Here is a 17,378-nt window from a genome sequence, read left to right on the forward strand (position 1 = left end):
TTATCCTTCGTAAGCCGCTTCAAGCGCGCGCATTTCCAGATCGAGGTTGCCGTAGCGCCGATCCACGAGCTTGCCCCACTGGAAGCAGCGCTCCAGCCAGTCCTGGAACTTGTTGTCCTTGAACAGTTCGATCAGCGTCGTGACCGCAAACAGCAGCGCAAGCAGGATGGCGCCGATGAGGATGCCGATCGGGCCGCCCAGGGCGAAGGCGATCATGACGCCGACCCCCAGCAGGGCCGAGCCGAGGTATGCCCAGGCCATCCCGACATTGCCTTCCTGGCGCTCGCGGTACGCGCGGATGCCGTCGAACACGGACATGGCCACCCCGGCGACGATCGACGCACGCGTGCCCAGCGTGACCAGCAGGCGGCCAGCCTGCGGGAGCCGTGCGTGCCTGACCGAATCGGCGAAGCGGTTCCCGATGTACTTCCCGGTCACCTCCGAGGTCGTCCCGACCGCCCCCAGGACGCCGGCGGAAAAACGTCCGATCGCCTCGTCGCTCTGGTGTGGCATCGATGTCGCCACGTCCTTCCAGAGGCTGGTCAGGCACCAGGTCTGCAGCAGGCCGCCCACCGTGCCCAGGCGCACGTCGCGGGTGATCGTGCTCTTCCAGTTCGCGATCTGGTTGGCCTCGACCTGGGTCGGGGTGCGGAGCGCGCGCGCCAGCTGGTCCGCGCGTTCGCGGCTGGCGAGACTGGTGGGCACGCTGCGTGCCTGGTCGACGTCGATCAGCAGCAGCCAGGTCTTGCGGTCGGTGCCGTCCATCGCCACGCCGTGGACTTCCAGCCGCCTCAGCTCCGCGGCCACTGCGCGCTGCATCTGGTTTTCGCCGATGTCGACACCGTGCAGGCGGATCATCTGCCGGATCAGCGACGCCCGGAACACTTTCCTGCCGCCGACTTCGGTCACCGGGATCACCGCCTTGCCCGACACCAGGCCGAGCGCGACGCCGACCGCGCGGGCCTGTCGGCTGTCCAGCATGCTGTCGAGCGCCTTCATCATCGGGCCCATGAGCTGTTCGACCAGCTTCGCCACTGCCGGGCTGCTGCCGTCGGCCATGGCCTTGAGCGATTCTTCGTACAGCGCGATCACGTCCGACCAGGGGAAGGCGCGCGGATCGAGTCCCGCGTCGAGCTGCTTCTGCACGGCGTCGATGATCACCGTCTGGTTGAACAGCAGCGCCCGCAGGAGCAGGTTGCGCTTGTCCTTGCAGTCGTTCTTGCGCAGCCACTCCAGGTAGGTGTTGAAGCAGGCCTGCTTGTCCTGGGTGCCAGACAGGCACAGCAGCACCGCTACGGTGTAGGCCATTCCCTGCTCGGGGTCGTCGGGGTCATACTGCAGCCCGAAGCAGTTCGCCATCGCCTCGCTCTTCATCCAGGCCGCGTGCGCGAGGGCCAGGGGCGCGATCCTGCTGGCATCGAACTCCTTCAGCGCCGCGTCGAACGTGGCCTGCCAGCGCGCGCGCGCGGGTTCGTCGTATTTGTCTGTGTACTTCGTCCACTCCCGGCCGAAGTGGCGATCGAGCTCGGCCGGCGTCACCGTGCGCAGGGCTTCCACGCGCTGCATGGCGCGCTCGCTCTGGTTCGTCCCGAAGGCCCAGTCGATCGCCCGGTAGGTGAGCCAGGACTCCTTGCCCATCTGTTCATTGCTCAGCTGTTCCGCCGCGGCCAGTTCGCGCAGTTCGAACTGGTTTCTCGACGCGGCCTTGATCTGCAGGATCGCGGTCGAGACCGCCAGCGGGCGCTTCACCGAAGACCGCGCCAGATGCGCGTCGTAGCGGCTCTTCATCAAGAGCGCCAGGTCGCGCGCCACCGCGGTGGGGTCGGGCAGCGCCAGCACCGCGCCCTGCACCTTGCCGCTGTCCGGCTTGCCCCTGTTCAAGCCGCGCAGCAGGCGCTCGGACGAAAATGCCAGCCCCGGTGCGCGCCAGCCGCTCTGCAGCGGCGGGACCGAACTCCAGCCCATGTGCCGGCGCGATTGCAGCGCGCTTTTTGCGTCCTGGTCGAACAGCCCGAACTCGGCCAGGTGCCGCGCCGCCTCGCCGACCTTCATCGCGCCGGGTTGGCGTTGGCTGGCCAGCCAGGCCTTCACGTCGAAGGGCACCATGCCCTTGCGGCGCACGCCGGCATCGTTCTTGTGGGCATCGCGCACCGCGCGGGTCCACTCGACTTCCGAATAGGCGATCCAGATCGGTCGGGTGGCCCGGGTCGCGTCCGGAATCGTGATGCAGGTCGCGTTGCCCAGGTGCGAGGTGAGCGTGCAGGGCTTCACGTCAACATCCACCGGCGGCTTGGGGCTGTCCAGGTGCAGGTTGAACAGCAGGGCGTTGTCATCGACCTGGTAGCCCTCCAGCGTGTTCCGGTTCTCGTCGAACACGTACACGTAGCCGGCGCGCAGCAGGCGCAGCGCATAGCGTGCGGCGCCGCCCAGGGGAATGGTCTTGACCGGGTCGGAGGCGGACGCGACCTGCTGCGGCAGCGCCGGCAGGGGCGCGTCTTCCGGCAGGATCGCGTAGCGGGCCAGGAACAGCGGGAACCCGATGCGGAAATGCGGACACTGTTCGTCGCAGGTCGGCTCGGCCTGCATTTCCTGTTCGGGCGTGGGCGCGGTCTCGTCAAGGCTCATGCAAGGGGCCTCCGGCTCCCAAGGTCATTTCGGTGCGGATCTGCTGGAAGCCGGCGCCCGCCAGGTCGCCGACGGCCACGGTGTAGGGCAGGTCGGCGTCGGTGGGCAGCGACTGCAGCCGCTGTTGCAGCAACGGATGCGTGTAGAAGCGGGGATGCACGGTCACGCCGTGCTCGAGGAACAGGGCCAGGTCGCGCAGGCGGCCCAGCCCCAGGCCGCGGCCGTGCTCGAGCAGCCGGTACAGTTCGCGCGCCCGCTGCTGGCGGGACGCGATGCCGTCGGGATCCAGCAGGGCCAGGGTTTCGTTGACCGTCTGCAGGTCTTCCAGCCGCGCGGCCTGCCCGGCTTCAAGCAGCACCGGAATGCGGGTCCGGGCGTCACCGGCCGGTGCCTGGAAACCGAGCCATTCGCCATCCAGGTACACGGTCCACTCCGTGACTGGACCGAACAGGCACAGGCGTTGTTCCGGCGTCATCAACCACGCGTACTGCACGAACAGGCGCGGGTCGAACTGGCGCAGGTACAGCGCGTCGCCGCTGTCCTGGATGCGGGCGAGCAGGGTGGCGCGCAGGTGTCCGGCGACACGCTCGAGCGGCGCCGGCGACTTCAGCATGTTCGCGAACAGCAGCGGCTGCCGCGCCCGCGCCTGGCCTTCCATCAGTTCCAGGCACTGCAGCAGCAGCGGCTCCGCCAGATCAGACAGGCACACCAGGCCTGGCATCAGCCTTGCGCTGTCGCGCAGCGCGGGCGGCACCAGTGGATGGATTTCAAGCCCTGCGGGAAGGTCTGCGGCGGCATGCTGCGCACGGTCCACCAGCGCGAAGTCATGGGCGCGCAGAAGTCCGTGGCCGATCATCCAGTGGCCCCGCCCAGCCTGACCACGCCGCCGCGCTGGGTGGCGGCACTGGTCCGCGCCGGGCACAGCGGGCCGGTGTCCACCAGGTCCGGAACGTCCGCGGTGACCGCCATCGGCCCGACCAGCGCCTTGCGGCTGGCCTTGAACTCCACCTGGCCGGGTGCACCCAGCTCGATGTTGCCGCCCTCGATCCGGATGTATGCGCCGGCCGCGGTCGCCAGCAGGCGCTGGGAGGGCGCCGACACCAGCACGTCCGCATCGGTGCTGGTGATCCGCACCTCGTCGCGTGCCTGCAGCGTGGCGATGTTGGCCTGGGCGCGCAGCTGCACGCTGCCGGACGCGGCATGCAGCGCGATGCCCAGCTCCTGGTTGGGCCGGTCGCCCTCGGCCTTGCCCAGGGTGAACAGCTGGACGCTGCGCGATGCCGCCACCGACAGCGTGTCCACGGCGGCCCAGTTCAGGTCGTGGTCCGCGGCGTGCACGGTCTGCTCCGCGCTGGCCGCGACCAGGTCGGCGGGCGTCAATGCCGCGATCCCGGCCGGACTGCTTACCACCTGCAGCGGCTTGCTCCAGGCCGGCGCGCTGCCTTCGCCGCCGCCAAAGCCGATTTCACCGGCGGCTGCGGATGTGCTTGCCGCCAGCGCCTGCCCGGCGTCGGACAGCGCCAGGCGTGCCGGCGAGCGGTCCGGGTCCGGGTCGCCCGGAAGCTCCGCCTGCAGCGCCTTGACCGTGTGCGACAGCGAATCCACGAGTTGCCCGCTGCGCTGCAGCTGCGACTCGACCAGCGGCGCGCTGAGCTGCTGCCCGCCGTCCTCCGACGTGATCAGCAGGCCCTGGCCCGCGCGGATGGCGGCCGCGGCCCGGGTGCGGAGCTCGATGCCGAAGCCGCGGTCGTTTTCGCGCAGGTTGTCGCGCTGGCGTTTCTGGTGCCCCAGGGTGAGGGCGGTCTCGGCCTGGGTGGTGGACAACTCCACGCGCGCCTGGCCGGGCGTGGCATCGAACAGCATCTGGCTGTAGCCGCCGGTGCCCTGCTGGCTGCTGGCCAGCGCCTGGGTCTTGAAGCCGCTGAACACCGCGGCGTGCCCGTTGCCATCGAACCACGCCGGTGCGTTGCCGGTGGCCCCGGCCGGACCGCCGGCCACCTGGTTGTGCGCGGCATCCGGGTTGCCGCGGCCGTCATAGGCCGCGCCGACCACCACCAGGCGGTCCGCCTGGCCCTCCAGGCAGGCCAGGTAGACCAGCTGGCCGACGCGCGGCACCCAGACCGCGCCGAAGTTGTCACCGGCCAGTGCCGTCACCACCCGCACCCAGGCGGTCGCGGCGCCGTTGCCGGGCGCGTTGTCGGCGCCGCTCCAGTGCTCCAGGCCACTGCTGGCCTGGCTGCCGCGCCGCGATACCAGCTGCACACGTACACGATGGTCGCGGTCGGTATCGACCGGGCCACCGTCGCCCACCACGATGCCTTCCAGCAGACCGCTGGCCTGCGGCCGCGGGTACAGGCGCTGGCCGTGGCCATCGGTGGTGCGCGGCCGCCAGGGCAGCTCGGCGGGGAAAGCGTCGAATGCGCCCTGGAACACGATGTCCGGCGACACGTCCAGGCCGGACATCCGCGGCAGTGACTCGCCCGGCCCGTCCCCGGGCAGCGCCGAGAGCACCGCCGGCAGGGCCGGAGTGGTGTACGCACTGGCATCGTTGCCTGCCCCGGTCCCGAGGATGTCGGCGTGCAGGTTGTTGCGGGCCTGGAAGTGGAGCTGGCGGCAGATCCAGGCCTGGTCGGCGCCCACCGCATGATGACCGCCCACTGCAAAGCGCTGGCCCACCGCCAGCCGGCGCGCGGATCCCACGCCGGCCATGGTGCGCGTGTCGCGGCGCTGGCTGTCCAGGTGCTGGCGGGCGCGGCGCTCGCCTTCGGCCTGCGTGTGCCAGGCGTAGGGTCCGGGAGTGTCGTGGTCGGCCAGCGCCACGGGTGCCTCGTCGCGGGCCGATGCCGGGCGGTCGCTGCGGCTGCGGTAGTCCCAGCTGCCGCGGCTCACCTGCGATGGCCGCAGCCGCGTGCGCAGGCGCAGCTGCTGCAGCGTGTCCAGCGGCTCGGTGGCATCGCGGCGATGGAAGGCGTAGCGCTCGGGCGCCTGCGGCCCGAAGGCCTCGTTGTGGTCGGCCAGCACCAGCGTGTGTTCGCCCAGGGTGTCGCTGTCCGCATCGCCGGCGTGCTCGTAGAACCAGAACACGCCTTCATCGGCCCAGAGCCGGCGCAGCGCATCCAGCGGCGATTCCTCGTACATCGTCCACTGGTCGTAGCGCAGGTAGGCCCCGGTATCCAGCAGGTCCAGCCGCACATCCGGCGCCAGTTCCGGATACCAGGACAGCACCTGGCGGGTGATCTGCTGCCAGTCCATGTCGCGGAACACCCAGGTGTCGCGACTGTGCCTGAGCAGCGCCAGGCCAGGCTCCAGGCACAGCCGGTAACGCGCCAGCCCGCCGTTGGCGCCGATGCGCTCGATGGCGGTGATCCGGCCGTGGAAGGGGCGGCAGGCGCCCAGGTCGGTCAGCAGTTCCAGAAGCGCCGGGGCTCCGACCAGCGCCTGCAGGTCGAGATGTGCGTCCACGGACAGTGCCGTGATCTGCAGCCGGTAGCCCGCGTCCAGCGCTTCCCAGCCCTGCACGGCTTCCGCGACCAGGGTGCCGGACGGCAGGGGAGCGGCATGCAGGCGCAGCGTACGGAGTTCCTGTCCCGGGTTCGCCAACCGGGCAAATGGCGACAACGCGGGTACATCCATGTACAGAAGACTCCCTCGGGGGCGGGACAGCACTGCAACCGCCCGAGGTTAGCAAACCTGAATGGCGGCAAGTGCAAACTGCGTCCCGTTCCGGAGATGAGCATGCGCGCCCGCTGCACCGCCGCCGGGGCTTGCCCCGTCCCCGTGGCTCGTCCATACTTTTGCGGGTTCACCCGATACGGCGTGTCGCCAAGCGCCGGTCGAGTGCCAGACCAGGCCCCGGCAACGGGGTCTTGTCGTATCACCCCGTTGGCCTCATGGCAGAGTGGTCATGCAGCGGACTGCAAATCCGCGTACGCCGGTTCGATTCCGACTGAGGCCTCCAGACAAAAGCCGCCCCCCGGGCGGCTTTTTGTTTGTAGGGCCCCTGCCTTTGTGGGAGCAGCTATAGCTGCGATTGCTGTCCGGCAGGGCCCGGCCCCTGTTCGCGGCTATAGCCGCTCTTACAAAAGAGTCTTCCCACGGGGATCACGGATCGGGGGGGTAAAATTCGGCCCCCGCCGCGACGCACACGGATTTGCACGCGTGTATGACCTGCACTGCCACCTGCTGCCCGCCATCGACGACGGTGCCACCGATCTCGCCATGTCGCTTGAAATGGCGCGCATGGCCGTGGCCGACGGCATCACACTGACCGCTTGCACCCCGCACATCTATCCCGGCCTGTACGAGAACACCGGCCCCGGCATCCGCGCCGCGATCACCGCGCTGCAGGTCGAGCTCGACCGCGAAGGCATCGCCCTCAGGCTGGTGGAGGGGGCCGACGTGCACCTTGACCACAACCTGGTCGCCGGCATCCGCAGCGGCCACATTCCGACCATCGCCGGCTCCCGCTACCTGCTGTTCGAACCGCCGCACCACGTCGCCCCCCCGCGGCTGGAAGAGACGCTGTTCGATCTCATGGCCGCCGGCTATGTGCCCGTGATCACCCATCCCGAGCGCCTGACCTGGGTCGAACAGCACTACGACACCTTCGTGCGCCTGGCGCATCGCGGCGCATGGATCCAGGTCACCGCCGGCGCCCTGACCGGCCGCCATGGCCGCCGCGCCAGGCACTGGGGCGACAGATTCGTGGGCGAGGGCCACTGCCACATCCTGGCCACCGATGCCCACCATCCCACGCGCCGGCCGCCCTTCCTGGCCGAAGCGCGCGAGGCGGCGGCGGCCCTGGTGGGGGCGGAAGAGGCTGATCACATGGTGAATACGCGGCCTGCAGGCATCGTGGCCAATGCGGCACCGGATACACTGCCACCCCTGAAAGCGCCGCCGCCCGCCGCCCCGCGCCGGGGCCTGCTGGCCCGGTTCTTGCGTCAAGCCTGATCCGCCCCGATCCGCCCCGATCCGCCCGATTCCCCGAGGTCCCCCCATGAAAAAAGCCAGCCGACTCCTGATCGCGGCCGTATTCGCTTTGCTGCTTGGCGCCTGCGCCTCGGGCGGGAAGAGCAACGTCGCCCACGGCATTGACCTGCCACCGCCTGACACCACCAGCGCATCGGGTGCCTACGAAGGCGCGACCGATTACCGCGTGGGTTCGCAGGACCTGCTTGAAATCAGCGTGTTCGGCGTTTCCGAACTCGCGCACCAGGCTCGCGTGAACTCCAACGGCATGATCAACGTGCCGCTGATCGGCGGCGTCATGGCCGGCGGCAAAACCGTGCCCGAGCTCGAGAAGGAACTCGCCGCCAAGTACGCCGATGGCTACCTGCAGAACCCGCAGGTCACCATCTTCATCAAGGAATACACCAGCCAGCGGGTCACCCTGGAAGGCGCGCTGAAGAAGCCCGGCATCTATCCGCTGACCGGCAAGACCTCGCTGCTGCAGGCGGTGGCCATGGCCGGCGGCACCGACGAGTTCGCCGACCTCGAGGGCGTGATCCTGTTCCGCCACGTCAACGGCGAGCGCATGGCCGCGGCCTATGACCTCAGTCTGGTCCGCCGCGGCGAACTCGACGATCCGCAGGTTTACGGCGATGACGTGATCGTGATCGAGCGCTCCGGCAGCAAGTCGGCCTTCCGCGAGTTCATCAGGACGGTGCCCGCACTGGGCCTGTTCCTCGCCCTGTAAGCCACGCTCAAGCCTGCGCTCCAAGCCCACGTTACGGACAACCGAGACCCATGCCAGACGACAATCTTCCGATCCGCCCGGAGGGCGACAGGGACCAGCTGCCGGCGCATCGCGCGGATGCGAACCTGCCCGCCACCACTGGTTCGCGCGCGCTTGCCATCGAGATGTTCGACGACAGGCGCGGCGGTGACGAAGACGAGATCGACCTGCTCGCGTACTGGCGCATCCTGGTCAAGCGCAAGTGGCTGGTGCTGGGCGTGCTCGGCACCGTGGTGGCGCTGGCGCTGATCGCCACGCTGATGATGCCGCCGGTGTACCGCGCCACCGCGGTGCTGCAGATCGACCGCGAGTCGGTCCAGATCCTGCAGATGGAAGGCGCGGGCAACGCCGAGGCGTCGGCGCCGGACTTCCTCACTACCCAGTACGAACTGCTGAAGAGCCGCGCCCTGGCCGAGCGCGTGGCCAACGAACTCAATATCGACGGCAGCACCGTCGAACGCCTGGACTCCACCGGCTGGTGGCAGCGTGCCACCGGTGCGCTGCGTCCGCAGCAGCAGGCGCAGCCCGGTGATGTCAGCGTCGATGTCGCGGCTGAGGGCGAGGGCGACACGGCCGACCAGCTCCTGGACCTGCGCCAGGCGGTCGGCATCGTCCGCAGCGGCCTGACGATCGAGCCGATCCGCAACTCGCGCCTGGTGCGCGTGCACTTCGATTCCACGCTGCCGGCGTTCTCGGCGCGCGTGGTGAACGCCGTGGCCGACGGCTTCATCGCCCACGCCATCGAGCGCAAGTTCGACGCCTCGTCGTACGCCAGCAAGTACATCGAAGAACAGCTGGCCCTGGCCAAGGGACGCCTGGAGGAATCCGAGCGCACGCTGGTGGCCTTCGCCACCAGGGAAAACATCGTCACCAGCGGCGAGGGCAGCCAGAGCCTGGAAAGCCAGAACCTTGGCGCGCTCAACACCGCGCTTGCCTCGGCCCAGGACGATCGCATCCGCGCACAGGCCGCGTGGAGCCAGGTGTCGGGCGGTGGCCAGCTGCCGGCCGGCGCCATCGGCAACTCCATCCTCAACACCCTGCAGCAGCAGCGCGCCACGCTCAATGCGCAGTACCAGCAGCAGCTCAAGACCTTCAAGCCCGAGTACCCGAGCATGCAGGCGCTGAAGGGCCAGATCGACGAGGTCGACCGCCAGATCTCGCAGGAGCGCGCATCCGTGCGCGCCAGCATCAAGGCCGAGTACGACGCTGCGCAGACGCGCGAGAACATGCTTGTCGCCCAGCTCGACACCTTGCGCGAGCGCACCCTGGACGTCGACAACCGCTCGATCGACTACAACATCCTGCGCCGCGAGGCCGACACCAACCGCCAGCTCTATGACAGCCTGCTGCAGCGCTACAAGGAAGTGGGCGTGGCCGCCGGTGCCGGCGTCGGCACCAACAACATCTCCATCGTCGACCGCGCCATCGCGCCCACCGGCCGCTTCAAGCCCAACCTGCCGCTCAACCTCGCCATCGGCCTGATGCTGGGCCTGATGCTGGGCGTGCTGATCGCGTTCGTGCTCGAGTTCCTGGACGACACCCTCAAGGCCCCCGAGGACATCGAGCAGCATCTGCGCCTGGCCGTGCTCGGCATCATTCCGCACCTGAAAAAGCAGAGCGTGGTCGATGCCATGGCTGATCCGCGCTCGGCCTTTGCCGAGGCCTACCGCTCGGTGCGTACCGCGCTGCAGTTCTCCACCGACCAGGGCGTGCCCAAGGTGCTGCTGGTCACCAGCCCCAGTGCGTCAGAGGGCAAGTCCACCACCGCGCAGACCCTGGCGCGCAACTTCGCCCAGCTGGGCAAGCGCGTGCTGCTGGTCGAAGCGGACCTGCGCAACCCCTCGCTGCACCGCTCGCTGGGCGTGCGTTCCGATACCGGCCTGTCCAGCCTGCTGTCCGGCGCCGCCAGCGCCAGCCAGGTGATCATGGATACCGACGACGAACGCCTGAAGGTGATCCTGGCCGGCCCGCTGCCGCCCAATCCCGCCGAGCTGCTGTCCGGCAGCCGCCTGCTGTCGATGCTGACCGTGGCCGCGGAAAAATACGACCAGGTGATCATCGACGGCCCGCCGGTGCTTGGTATCGCCGATGCGCCCATCCTGTCCAACGTCGCCGGCGGCACGCTGCTGGTGGTGCAGGCCGGCCAGACGCGCATCAAGACCGCGCAGGCCGCGCTCAAGCGCCTGGCCGCCGCGCGCGCGCGCGTGATCGGCGGACTCATGACCCACTACGACGCCAAGGTCGCCGGCTACGGCTACGATTACGCCTCTTATTACTCCTACGGTACCCAGCCGAAGCTGGCCGGGAAGTAGCGATGGGGCGGGGGCCCGCAAGGGGATGATGGCAAACGCGGGCGAAGCACTTGAACTGGCCATGGGCCTGCTGCGCGCACCTGCGCGTCGCAGCGCCCTCCGCGCCCGGCCCCTGCCGCAGGGCATGGACACGTTGCTGGCGATCGCCTCGGGTTCCGCCGAGGTTTTGCACCGCGCCGCGCAGCACACCGGCTACGACGAATCCGAATTGCTGGAGGCCAGCCGCTTCTTCGTTCAACAGGTGCTGCTGGCCGAAGACGCCGACGCCTACCGCGTACTCGGTGCCGACCGCGACGCCGAGCGTGCCACCCTGCGCGACCACCATCGCCACCTGCTGCGCTGGCTGCACCCCGACCGCAGCACCGCCGGCAGCCAGTGGGACTCCGCCCTCGCGACCCGCGTCAACCAGGCCTGGAACCACCTCCGTACCACCACCGCCCGCACCCGATACGACGCCACCCTTGCCTCGCGCGCCCCTGCAGGAGCAGCTACAGCTGCGACCTCCACCACCCCGCGCCGCGCGCCCCCTGTGGGAGCGGCTACAGCCGCGGTCCCCCCAAGCCCGCCATATTCCACCCCCTCCACGGGAGTGGCTACAGCCGCGATTCCCCCCAACCCCCGCATCTCCCTCGCACCCATCCTCGTCGGACTGCTCGGCCTCGCCTGCATCGTCCTCGCCTGGCTCGCCTTCACCCGCCAGGACAACTTCGACGACGTGCAAAGCAGCGCCACCGCGCCCGCCAGCAGCCCCGCCGCGCCCGTCCGCACCGCCGCCGCGCCCGAACCGACAAGTCCAACCGTGACTCAAGCCCTGGCCATGGTCCAACTGCCGACCCCGCCAGTTGCCCCGCCAGGTGCCCCACCTGCAAGCCCACCCGCAGCTGCACCCGCACCTGCACCTTCACCCGCACCTGCACCTGCACCTGCACCTGCACCTGCACCTGCACCTGTAGGAGCAGCTATAGCTGCGACCCAGCCCCCGCCATTCGCCCCACCTGCAACCCAAGCTGCCACCCCACCTGCAGAAGCAGCCATAGCTGCGACCTTGCCCTCGCCAGCTGCCCCACCTGTGGGAGCAGCCATGGCTGCGATTCCGACCCCCATCACGCCCGCCGCGCCGGCTGCGGCTGAAGTCGCACCCCCGTCGGGTGGGCTGGCAATCGCAGCTGAAGCTGCTCCTGCAAGGGCGGGTGCGGGGGTTGCGGCTGCGGATCCGTTGCGGCTTTTCGGGGAGGCGGAGACGGCGGTTCGGGGGGTTACGGATTACCTGGCCGGGGGCGGCGCGGAACCGGCCTGGCTTGACCTGCCCACGGGGCTGGAGGGTGCGGGTATCCGCACGCAGCTGCAGGCGCGCCATGCGCAGGGCGCGCGCACGCGGATGCTGGTCGATGCGCCCAACTGGACCCTGGATGCCATGGCCGCTTCCATGCTCGGCGCCTATCGCCTGGATGCCCGCCGCGGGACGGTGGAAACCGGGGTGCTTCGCGTTGAGCTGATCCGCATGGGCGAGGCCTGGCGCGTCGTCGGCCTGCAACTGGAGCCCGCCCAGTGAACACCGCCCGCTGGATCGCCTTCGCGGCACTGCTGGCGGCGCTGCTTGCCGCCGGCGCCAGCCTGCTCAGCACGCATGGCGAACAGGCCCGGCTTGAAGCCGACCTCGCCGCCGCCGAAGCCGCCCTTCACGAAGACGACGCCCCCCGCGCCGCCGCCATCGCCCGCAGCGTGCTCGCGCGCGAACCCGCACTCGGCCGCGCCTTCGGCGTACTCGCCCGCGCCCAGGACGGGCAGGGCGATGCCGCCGCCCACCACGCCCGCTACCAGGCCGCCGCACGCCGCGCCCCGCGCGATCCCCAGGTGCGCGGCTGGCTTGCCACCCAGGCCCTGCAGTCCGGCAATTACGCCGCCGCCGCGGACCACCTGGACGCACTGCTCACCGTGGCCCCCGCGCAGCGCAGCGACCTGCTCAAGCTCATCGCCGAACTCGCCCAGGACCCGGAATTCGCCGATGCCCTGGCGACCCATCTGGTCAAGCGACCCCAGTGGCGCAACGCGATCCTGCGCGCCGCCACCGCCAGCCGCCTGCCCACCGCCGCCGACAACCTGCACGGCGCCCTGCGTGCCCAGGGCGGCCTCAGCGCCGATGAAACCACGCGCTGGATCGACGGCATGCTTCGCGATGGCCGTTGGGGCAGCGCCTACGCACGCTGGGTCAGCGGCCTTGCCGACGCCCCCGCGCTTCTGCCGGTGCCCTGGAACGGCAGCTTCGGGCGCCCGCTGTCGTCGGCCGGCTTCGACTGGCGCGTTCGCCGCACGCCCGGCGTGCTGTTCCAGCGCATCGAACTCGACAAAAGCGTGCCGGGCGTCGGCACACCCGGCAGCACGGCCCACGCCGCCCGCCTGCGCTTCCTCGGCCGCCCAGTAGCGCGCACCGGCCTGGAAATCCCGCTGCTGCTCGCCCCCGGCCAGCATGTGTTGCGGCTCCGCGCCCGCACCAGGGACCTGCGCTCGGACCAGGGCCTGGAGTGGACCCTGACCTGCAGCGACGGCCGCACACGCATCGCCAGCGGCGCCCGTATCCGCGAATCCCGCGACTGGGCCGCGCTGGAACTGCCCTTCACCGTGCCCGAAGGCGAGGGCTGTGAAGGCCAGTGGCTGCGGCTGGTGAACCCCGCACCGCGCGGCGTGGCGCAAACCCTGCGCGGCGAGCTGGACCTGTCCGGCGTGGCCATCGTCCAACCCTGAGCCACCCTTGCCTGATCCTCGCGCCAGCCATCACTGAGGATGCGTTGGCACGCGAAGTGCAACATAATTCAGGGTTCCGTCGCCGACCGTCCGGTCGCGGGATGAACAACCAGCGGAAGGACCCCGAATGCGCCACATCGTCGCCGTTTTGAGCTTCACCACGCTTGCCCTGGCCGCCTTTGCGGCGCCTGCGCAGGATGCGCCTGAAACCGCCGTGCCGGCGGCCGATCCCGGCATCCTGCTGGGCGTGGAAAGCGGCTCGGTGCTTGTCAGCAGCGGCGGCGAGTTCACCCAGGCCGCCAGCGGCCAGGTGCTTGCCCCCGGCCAGCGCGTGCTGGTGTCAGAGGGTGGCAGCGCCAGCCTCGGCTATGCCAACGGCTGCAAGAAGACCATGAGTACCCCCGGGGTCTACACCGTGGCCGCCGACTGCGTTGCCGACAGCAGCCGGGGCGTGGACGGCCGTGTGATCGCGGGCATTGTCGGCGGCGTGGCGGTGATCGCGGCCGCCGCTGGCGGTGGCGGCGGCGGGGGCTCTCCGCCAGTCAGCCGCTGAATGCGCGCAAGCTTCACATGAACGTCGCATCTTGCTGATATTACGGACAAAATTCACAAAATCGTCACGTAAAAAGGGTTGCGCCAGCGCCCCCATGTCCGTAGTCTCTATTGCGGCGCAACATGCGCCACCCCATACGAGACACCGGAAGGACTCCATGAAAATCCATCGCCTCCTGATTGCCGCTGCGCTGGCCACGCTGTTCGCCGCACCCGCGCTCGCTCAGAGTGAGTCCGCAACGCTACGCATCGACAGCGGCAGCGCTATGGTCAGCACCGGTGGTGAGTTCACCAGCGCCGCCTCCGGCACCCAGCTTGCCCCGGGCAGCCGCGTGATGCTGACCGAAGGCAGCAGCGCCACCCTGGTCTATCCCAACGGCTGCACCCAGGCGCTCGGCGCCGCCGGCGTGCACGGCGTGCCCGCCACCTGCGTTGCCGCCGCCAGCAGCCCGGCTGCCGGCACCGCCGCCGGTTCCACCGCTGCAGGCGTGGACATGGGCGCCGTGGGCATCATCAGCGGCGCTGCCGTGCTTGGTGCCGCCGCCCTTGAAAGCATGGACGAGCAGGCCTACGTTGCGCCGCCGCCGGTCAGCCGCTGACCCGTCCGGTTTTGACATAGGGTGCACTGCGGGACGGGTTTAACCCGTCCCGTTTTCGTTTCCGGGGGCGGATCACCATGCACGGCGCAACTGCCGACGCACACCATCACCAGCATCAAGACAGGGCCGCACGCGCGGGGCTGGCCGCCGTGTGCGCGCTGTTGGTGCTGTGCGTGCTGTCCGGCGGCAGCTCGCAGGAGTCAGGCACCGGCAGCTTTGTTGCCCAACTGCTGGCGCTGCCGCTGCTGGCTTGGGCCGGCTGGCTGCTGCTGAAGCGCCCCGCCGGCGCCATCCATTTCACCTGGCTGGCCTTCGCCGCGGCGCTTGCCGCCATCCCGCTGCTGCAGGCCGTGCTGCCCGCGGCCGTGGCTGGCGGCGAGGGCAGGGCGGCGCTGGGGCAGGACCTCGCGCTGTTCGGCGTCGATGCGCCCGCGCACTGGAGCCTGGCCCCCGCCGCCACGCGCGCCGCGGGCTTCCAGCTGTTGCCGGCGCTGGCCATCTTCGCCATGGCGCTGGCCCTGCCGCCTGCGGCCCACCGCCGCCTGGCGCAGCTGATCGTGGTGCTGGCCGTGGCCAGCCTGCTGCTGGGCGTGGCCCAGATCGGCGCCCCCCAGGAAAGCCCGCTCAATCCCTACCCGCAGTGGAAGCCGGCGATGAACGGCTTCTTCGCCAATCCCAACCACCAGGCCACCCTGCTGGTGGTCGCGGCCACCCTGGCCTGCGCGCGCCTGGCGATGGTGGCCGGCGCCTGGCCGCAAGGCCGCCCGCACCGCCTGATGCACGGCACCGTCGCCGCCCTGGTCATGCTGCTTGCGGCCGTGGCCCTGCCCCTCACCGGCTCGCGCGCCGGCGTGGTGCTGATCATCCTGGCCTGCGCCCTGGTGGTGGCCGTGCACTGGCCGGCCTGGCGCGGCGGCACCCGCAGCCGGATTGCCCTGGCCGCCAGCCTTGCCGTGGCGGCGCTGGCCCTGTTCCTGGCCCTGCGCTGGATGCAGGTGGACGCCATCGATGAGCTGCGCGGCCCGCTGCGCGCGCTCACCGGCGAGATCGCCGCGCGCTTCGCACCCATGGGCGTGGGCGTGGGCAGCTACGTGCCCGTGTTCGAGCAGGAAGCCCCGCGCGACTTGCTGATGGCCAACTACGTCAACCACGCCCACAACGAATACGCGCAGTGGTGGTTCGAGGCCGGCGTGCCCGCCATGGTCACCCTGCTGCTGGGCGCCGCGGCGTTGGCACTCACCTTGCTTGGACTGCTGCGGCAGCCGGCGCAGATGCGCGGGCTGGGCATGACCGCGCTGGTGGCGCTGGGCGCGATACTGGCGCACTCGCTGGTGGACTACCCGCTGCGCACCCCGGCCATGCTGGCGGTGGCGGCGGCACTGGCAGGAATCGCCGCGGCGCAGGCCGCAGGCAGCGACAAGGGACGTTCAAGGGCTAAAGCCCCGCGCACAGCGCGGGACACGCCAATCATGCAAAAGGACAGGGTTCAATGAGTGATTTTCCTACGCCGCAGGACACCCGCATCGCCGTGGTGGGCCTGGGCTACGTGGGCCTGCCGCTGGCGGTCGAATTCGGCAAGCAGTACGCCACCGTGGGCTTCGACATCAACGCCGCGCGCGTTGAAGAGCTGCGCACCGGCCGTGACAGCACGCTTGAAGTGGAGCCGGAACTCCTGGCCAGCGCCACGCAGCTGGGCTTCACCTGCGACCTGGAAGGCATCCGCGACTGCAACGTGTACGTGGTCACCGTGCCCACGCCCATCGACAGCGCACGCCGCCCGGACCTCACCCCGCTGCGCAAGGCCAGCGAGTCGCTGGGCAAGGTGCTGCAGCCCGGCGACACCGTGGTGTACGAGTCCACCGTGTATCCCGGCTGCACGGAAGAGGTGTGCGTCCCGATCCTGGAGCGCGAGAGCGGCCTGAAGTTCAACGTCGACTTCTTCTGCGGCTATTCGCCTGAGCGCATCAATCCCGGCGACAAGCAGCACCGCGTCACCACCATCATGAAGGTGACTTCCGGCTCCACGCCGGCCGCCGCGGATTTCGTGGACGCGCTGTACGCCAGCATCATCACCGCCGGCACCCACAAGGCCAGCAGCATCAAGGTGGCCGAGGCCGCCAAGGTGATCGAGAACACGCAGCGCGACCTCAACATCGCCCTGGTCAACGATCTGGCCATCCTCTTCAACAAGCTGGGCATCGACACGCTGGAAGTGCTGGAGGCTGCCGGCACCAAGTGGAACTTCCTGCCGTTCCGCCCGGGCCTGGTGGGCGGGCACTGCATCAGCGTGGATCCGTACTACCTGACCCACAAGGCGCAGGAAGTGGGGCACCACCCGGACGTGATCCTGGCCGGGCGGCGCACCAACGACGGCATGGGTGCGTACGTGGCGGGCGAGGTGATCCGGCTGATGGTGCGTAACGGCATCAACCCGGTGCGCGCGCGCATCCTGATCCTGGGGCTGGCGTTCAAGGAGAACTGTCCGGACCTGCGGAACACGCGGGTGGTGGACATCATCGGCGCGCTGCAGGGTTACAACGCGCGCGTGGAGGTGTGCGATCCGTGGGTGGATGCGGGCGAGGCGAAGCACGAGTACGGGCTGTCGCTGTGCAAGCCGGGCGAGGGTGAGTATGACGCGATCATCGTCGCGGTGGGGCACGAGGAGTTCCGGAAGCTGGGTGCGGCGGGGATCCGCGCGCATGGCAAGCCGGGGGCGGTGCTGTATGACGTGAAGTATGTGTTGCCGCGGGAAGCGGTGGATGGGAGGCTCTGAGTAGAGAAGGGCAATGAGAATTTTGGTCAACCACACCG

At 69.8% G+C, this 17,378-nt stretch carries 12 protein-coding genes and 1 tRNA gene; 10 read left to right on the top strand and 3 right to left on the bottom strand.

What is annotated here, in order from left to right; genetic code table 11:
* The 3 genes from ACW7G5_RS04640 to ACW7G5_RS04650 are packed head-to-tail and all read right to left on the bottom strand — an operon-like array spanning position 1 to position 6,258.
* Positions 1-2,625, bottom strand: a complete 2,625-nt coding sequence (locus tag ACW7G5_RS04640; protein WP_457002214.1) for a T6SS effector BTH_I2691 family protein — start codon at positions 2,623-2,625, stop codon at positions 1-3.
* A complete protein-coding gene (locus ACW7G5_RS04645; RefSeq protein ID WP_457002215.1) occupies positions 2,615-3,481 on the bottom strand; it encodes a DUF4123 domain-containing protein in 867 nt (288 codons plus the stop codon). Before ACW7G5_RS04645 ends, ACW7G5_RS04640 begins: the two co-directional genes overlap by 11 nt.
* Positions 3,478-6,258, bottom strand: a complete 2,781-nt coding sequence (locus ACW7G5_RS04650) for a type VI secretion system Vgr family protein (RefSeq protein WP_457002216.1) — start codon at positions 6,256-6,258, stop codon at positions 3,478-3,480. Before ACW7G5_RS04650 ends, ACW7G5_RS04645 begins: the two co-directional genes overlap by 4 nt.
* A 251-nt stretch (positions 6,259-6,509) precedes the next feature.
* Between ACW7G5_RS04650 and ACW7G5_RS04655 the strand changes: the two genes are divergently transcribed.
* The 10 genes from ACW7G5_RS04655 to tviB all read left to right on the top strand — a co-directional run bounded on the left by ACW7G5_RS04655 (position 6,510) and on the right by tviB (position 17,340).
* Positions 6,510-6,583, top strand: a tRNA-Cys gene (locus ACW7G5_RS04655).
* Between the two features lie 200 nt (positions 6,584-6,783).
* A complete protein-coding gene (locus ACW7G5_RS04660; RefSeq protein ID WP_457002218.1) occupies positions 6,784-7,578 on the top strand; it encodes a tyrosine-protein phosphatase in 795 nt (264 codons plus the stop codon).
* Positions 7,579-7,624: 46 nt separating this feature from the next.
* On the top strand, positions 7,625-8,323 hold the full coding sequence (locus ACW7G5_RS04665) for a polysaccharide biosynthesis/export family protein (protein ID WP_457002220.1): 699 nt from the start codon (positions 7,625-7,627) through the stop codon (positions 8,321-8,323).
* A 50-nt stretch (positions 8,324-8,373) separates the two neighbouring features.
* Positions 8,374-10,674 carry a GumC family protein gene (locus tag ACW7G5_RS04670; protein ID WP_457002222.1) on the top strand — a complete coding sequence of 767 codons (2,301 nt, stop codon included), beginning with the start codon at positions 8,374-8,376 and terminating at the stop codon, positions 10,672-10,674.
* Positions 10,675-10,702: 28 nt separating this feature from the next.
* Complete coding sequence (locus ACW7G5_RS04675) at positions 10,703-12,226, top strand: J domain-containing protein (protein WP_457002224.1); 1,524 nt, start codon at positions 10,703-10,705, stop codon at positions 12,224-12,226.
* A complete protein-coding gene (locus ACW7G5_RS04680) occupies positions 12,223-13,416 on the top strand; it encodes a hypothetical protein (RefSeq protein ID WP_457002226.1) in 1,194 nt (397 codons plus the stop codon). The genes ACW7G5_RS04675 and ACW7G5_RS04680 overlap by 4 nt, the downstream gene beginning before the upstream one ends.
* Positions 13,417-13,543: 127 nt before the next feature.
* Entirely contained in the window at positions 13,544-13,969 is a 426-nt protein-coding gene (locus ACW7G5_RS04685) for a hypothetical protein (RefSeq protein WP_457002227.1), read from the top strand.
* A gap of 157 nt (positions 13,970-14,126) precedes the next feature.
* Positions 14,127-14,567: a hypothetical protein gene (locus tag ACW7G5_RS04690; RefSeq protein ID WP_457002229.1), complete on the top strand. Its 441-nt coding sequence runs from the start codon at positions 14,127-14,129 to the stop codon at positions 14,565-14,567.
* Between the two features lie 77 nt (positions 14,568-14,644).
* Positions 14,645-16,060 (top strand): O-antigen ligase family protein, encoded by a 1,416-nt coding sequence (locus ACW7G5_RS04695; RefSeq protein WP_457002231.1) that lies wholly within the window; start codon positions 14,645-14,647, stop codon positions 16,058-16,060.
* Positions 16,057-17,340, top strand: a complete 1,284-nt coding sequence (tviB, locus tag ACW7G5_RS04700) for a Vi polysaccharide biosynthesis UDP-N-acetylglucosamine C-6 dehydrogenase TviB (protein ID WP_457002233.1) — start codon at positions 16,057-16,059, stop codon at positions 17,338-17,340. The genes ACW7G5_RS04695 and tviB overlap by 4 nt, the downstream gene beginning before the upstream one ends.
* Positions 17,341-17,378 lie beyond the last annotated feature (38 nt).

The sequence above is a fragment of the Luteimonas sp. A501 genome (assembly GCF_054052085.1).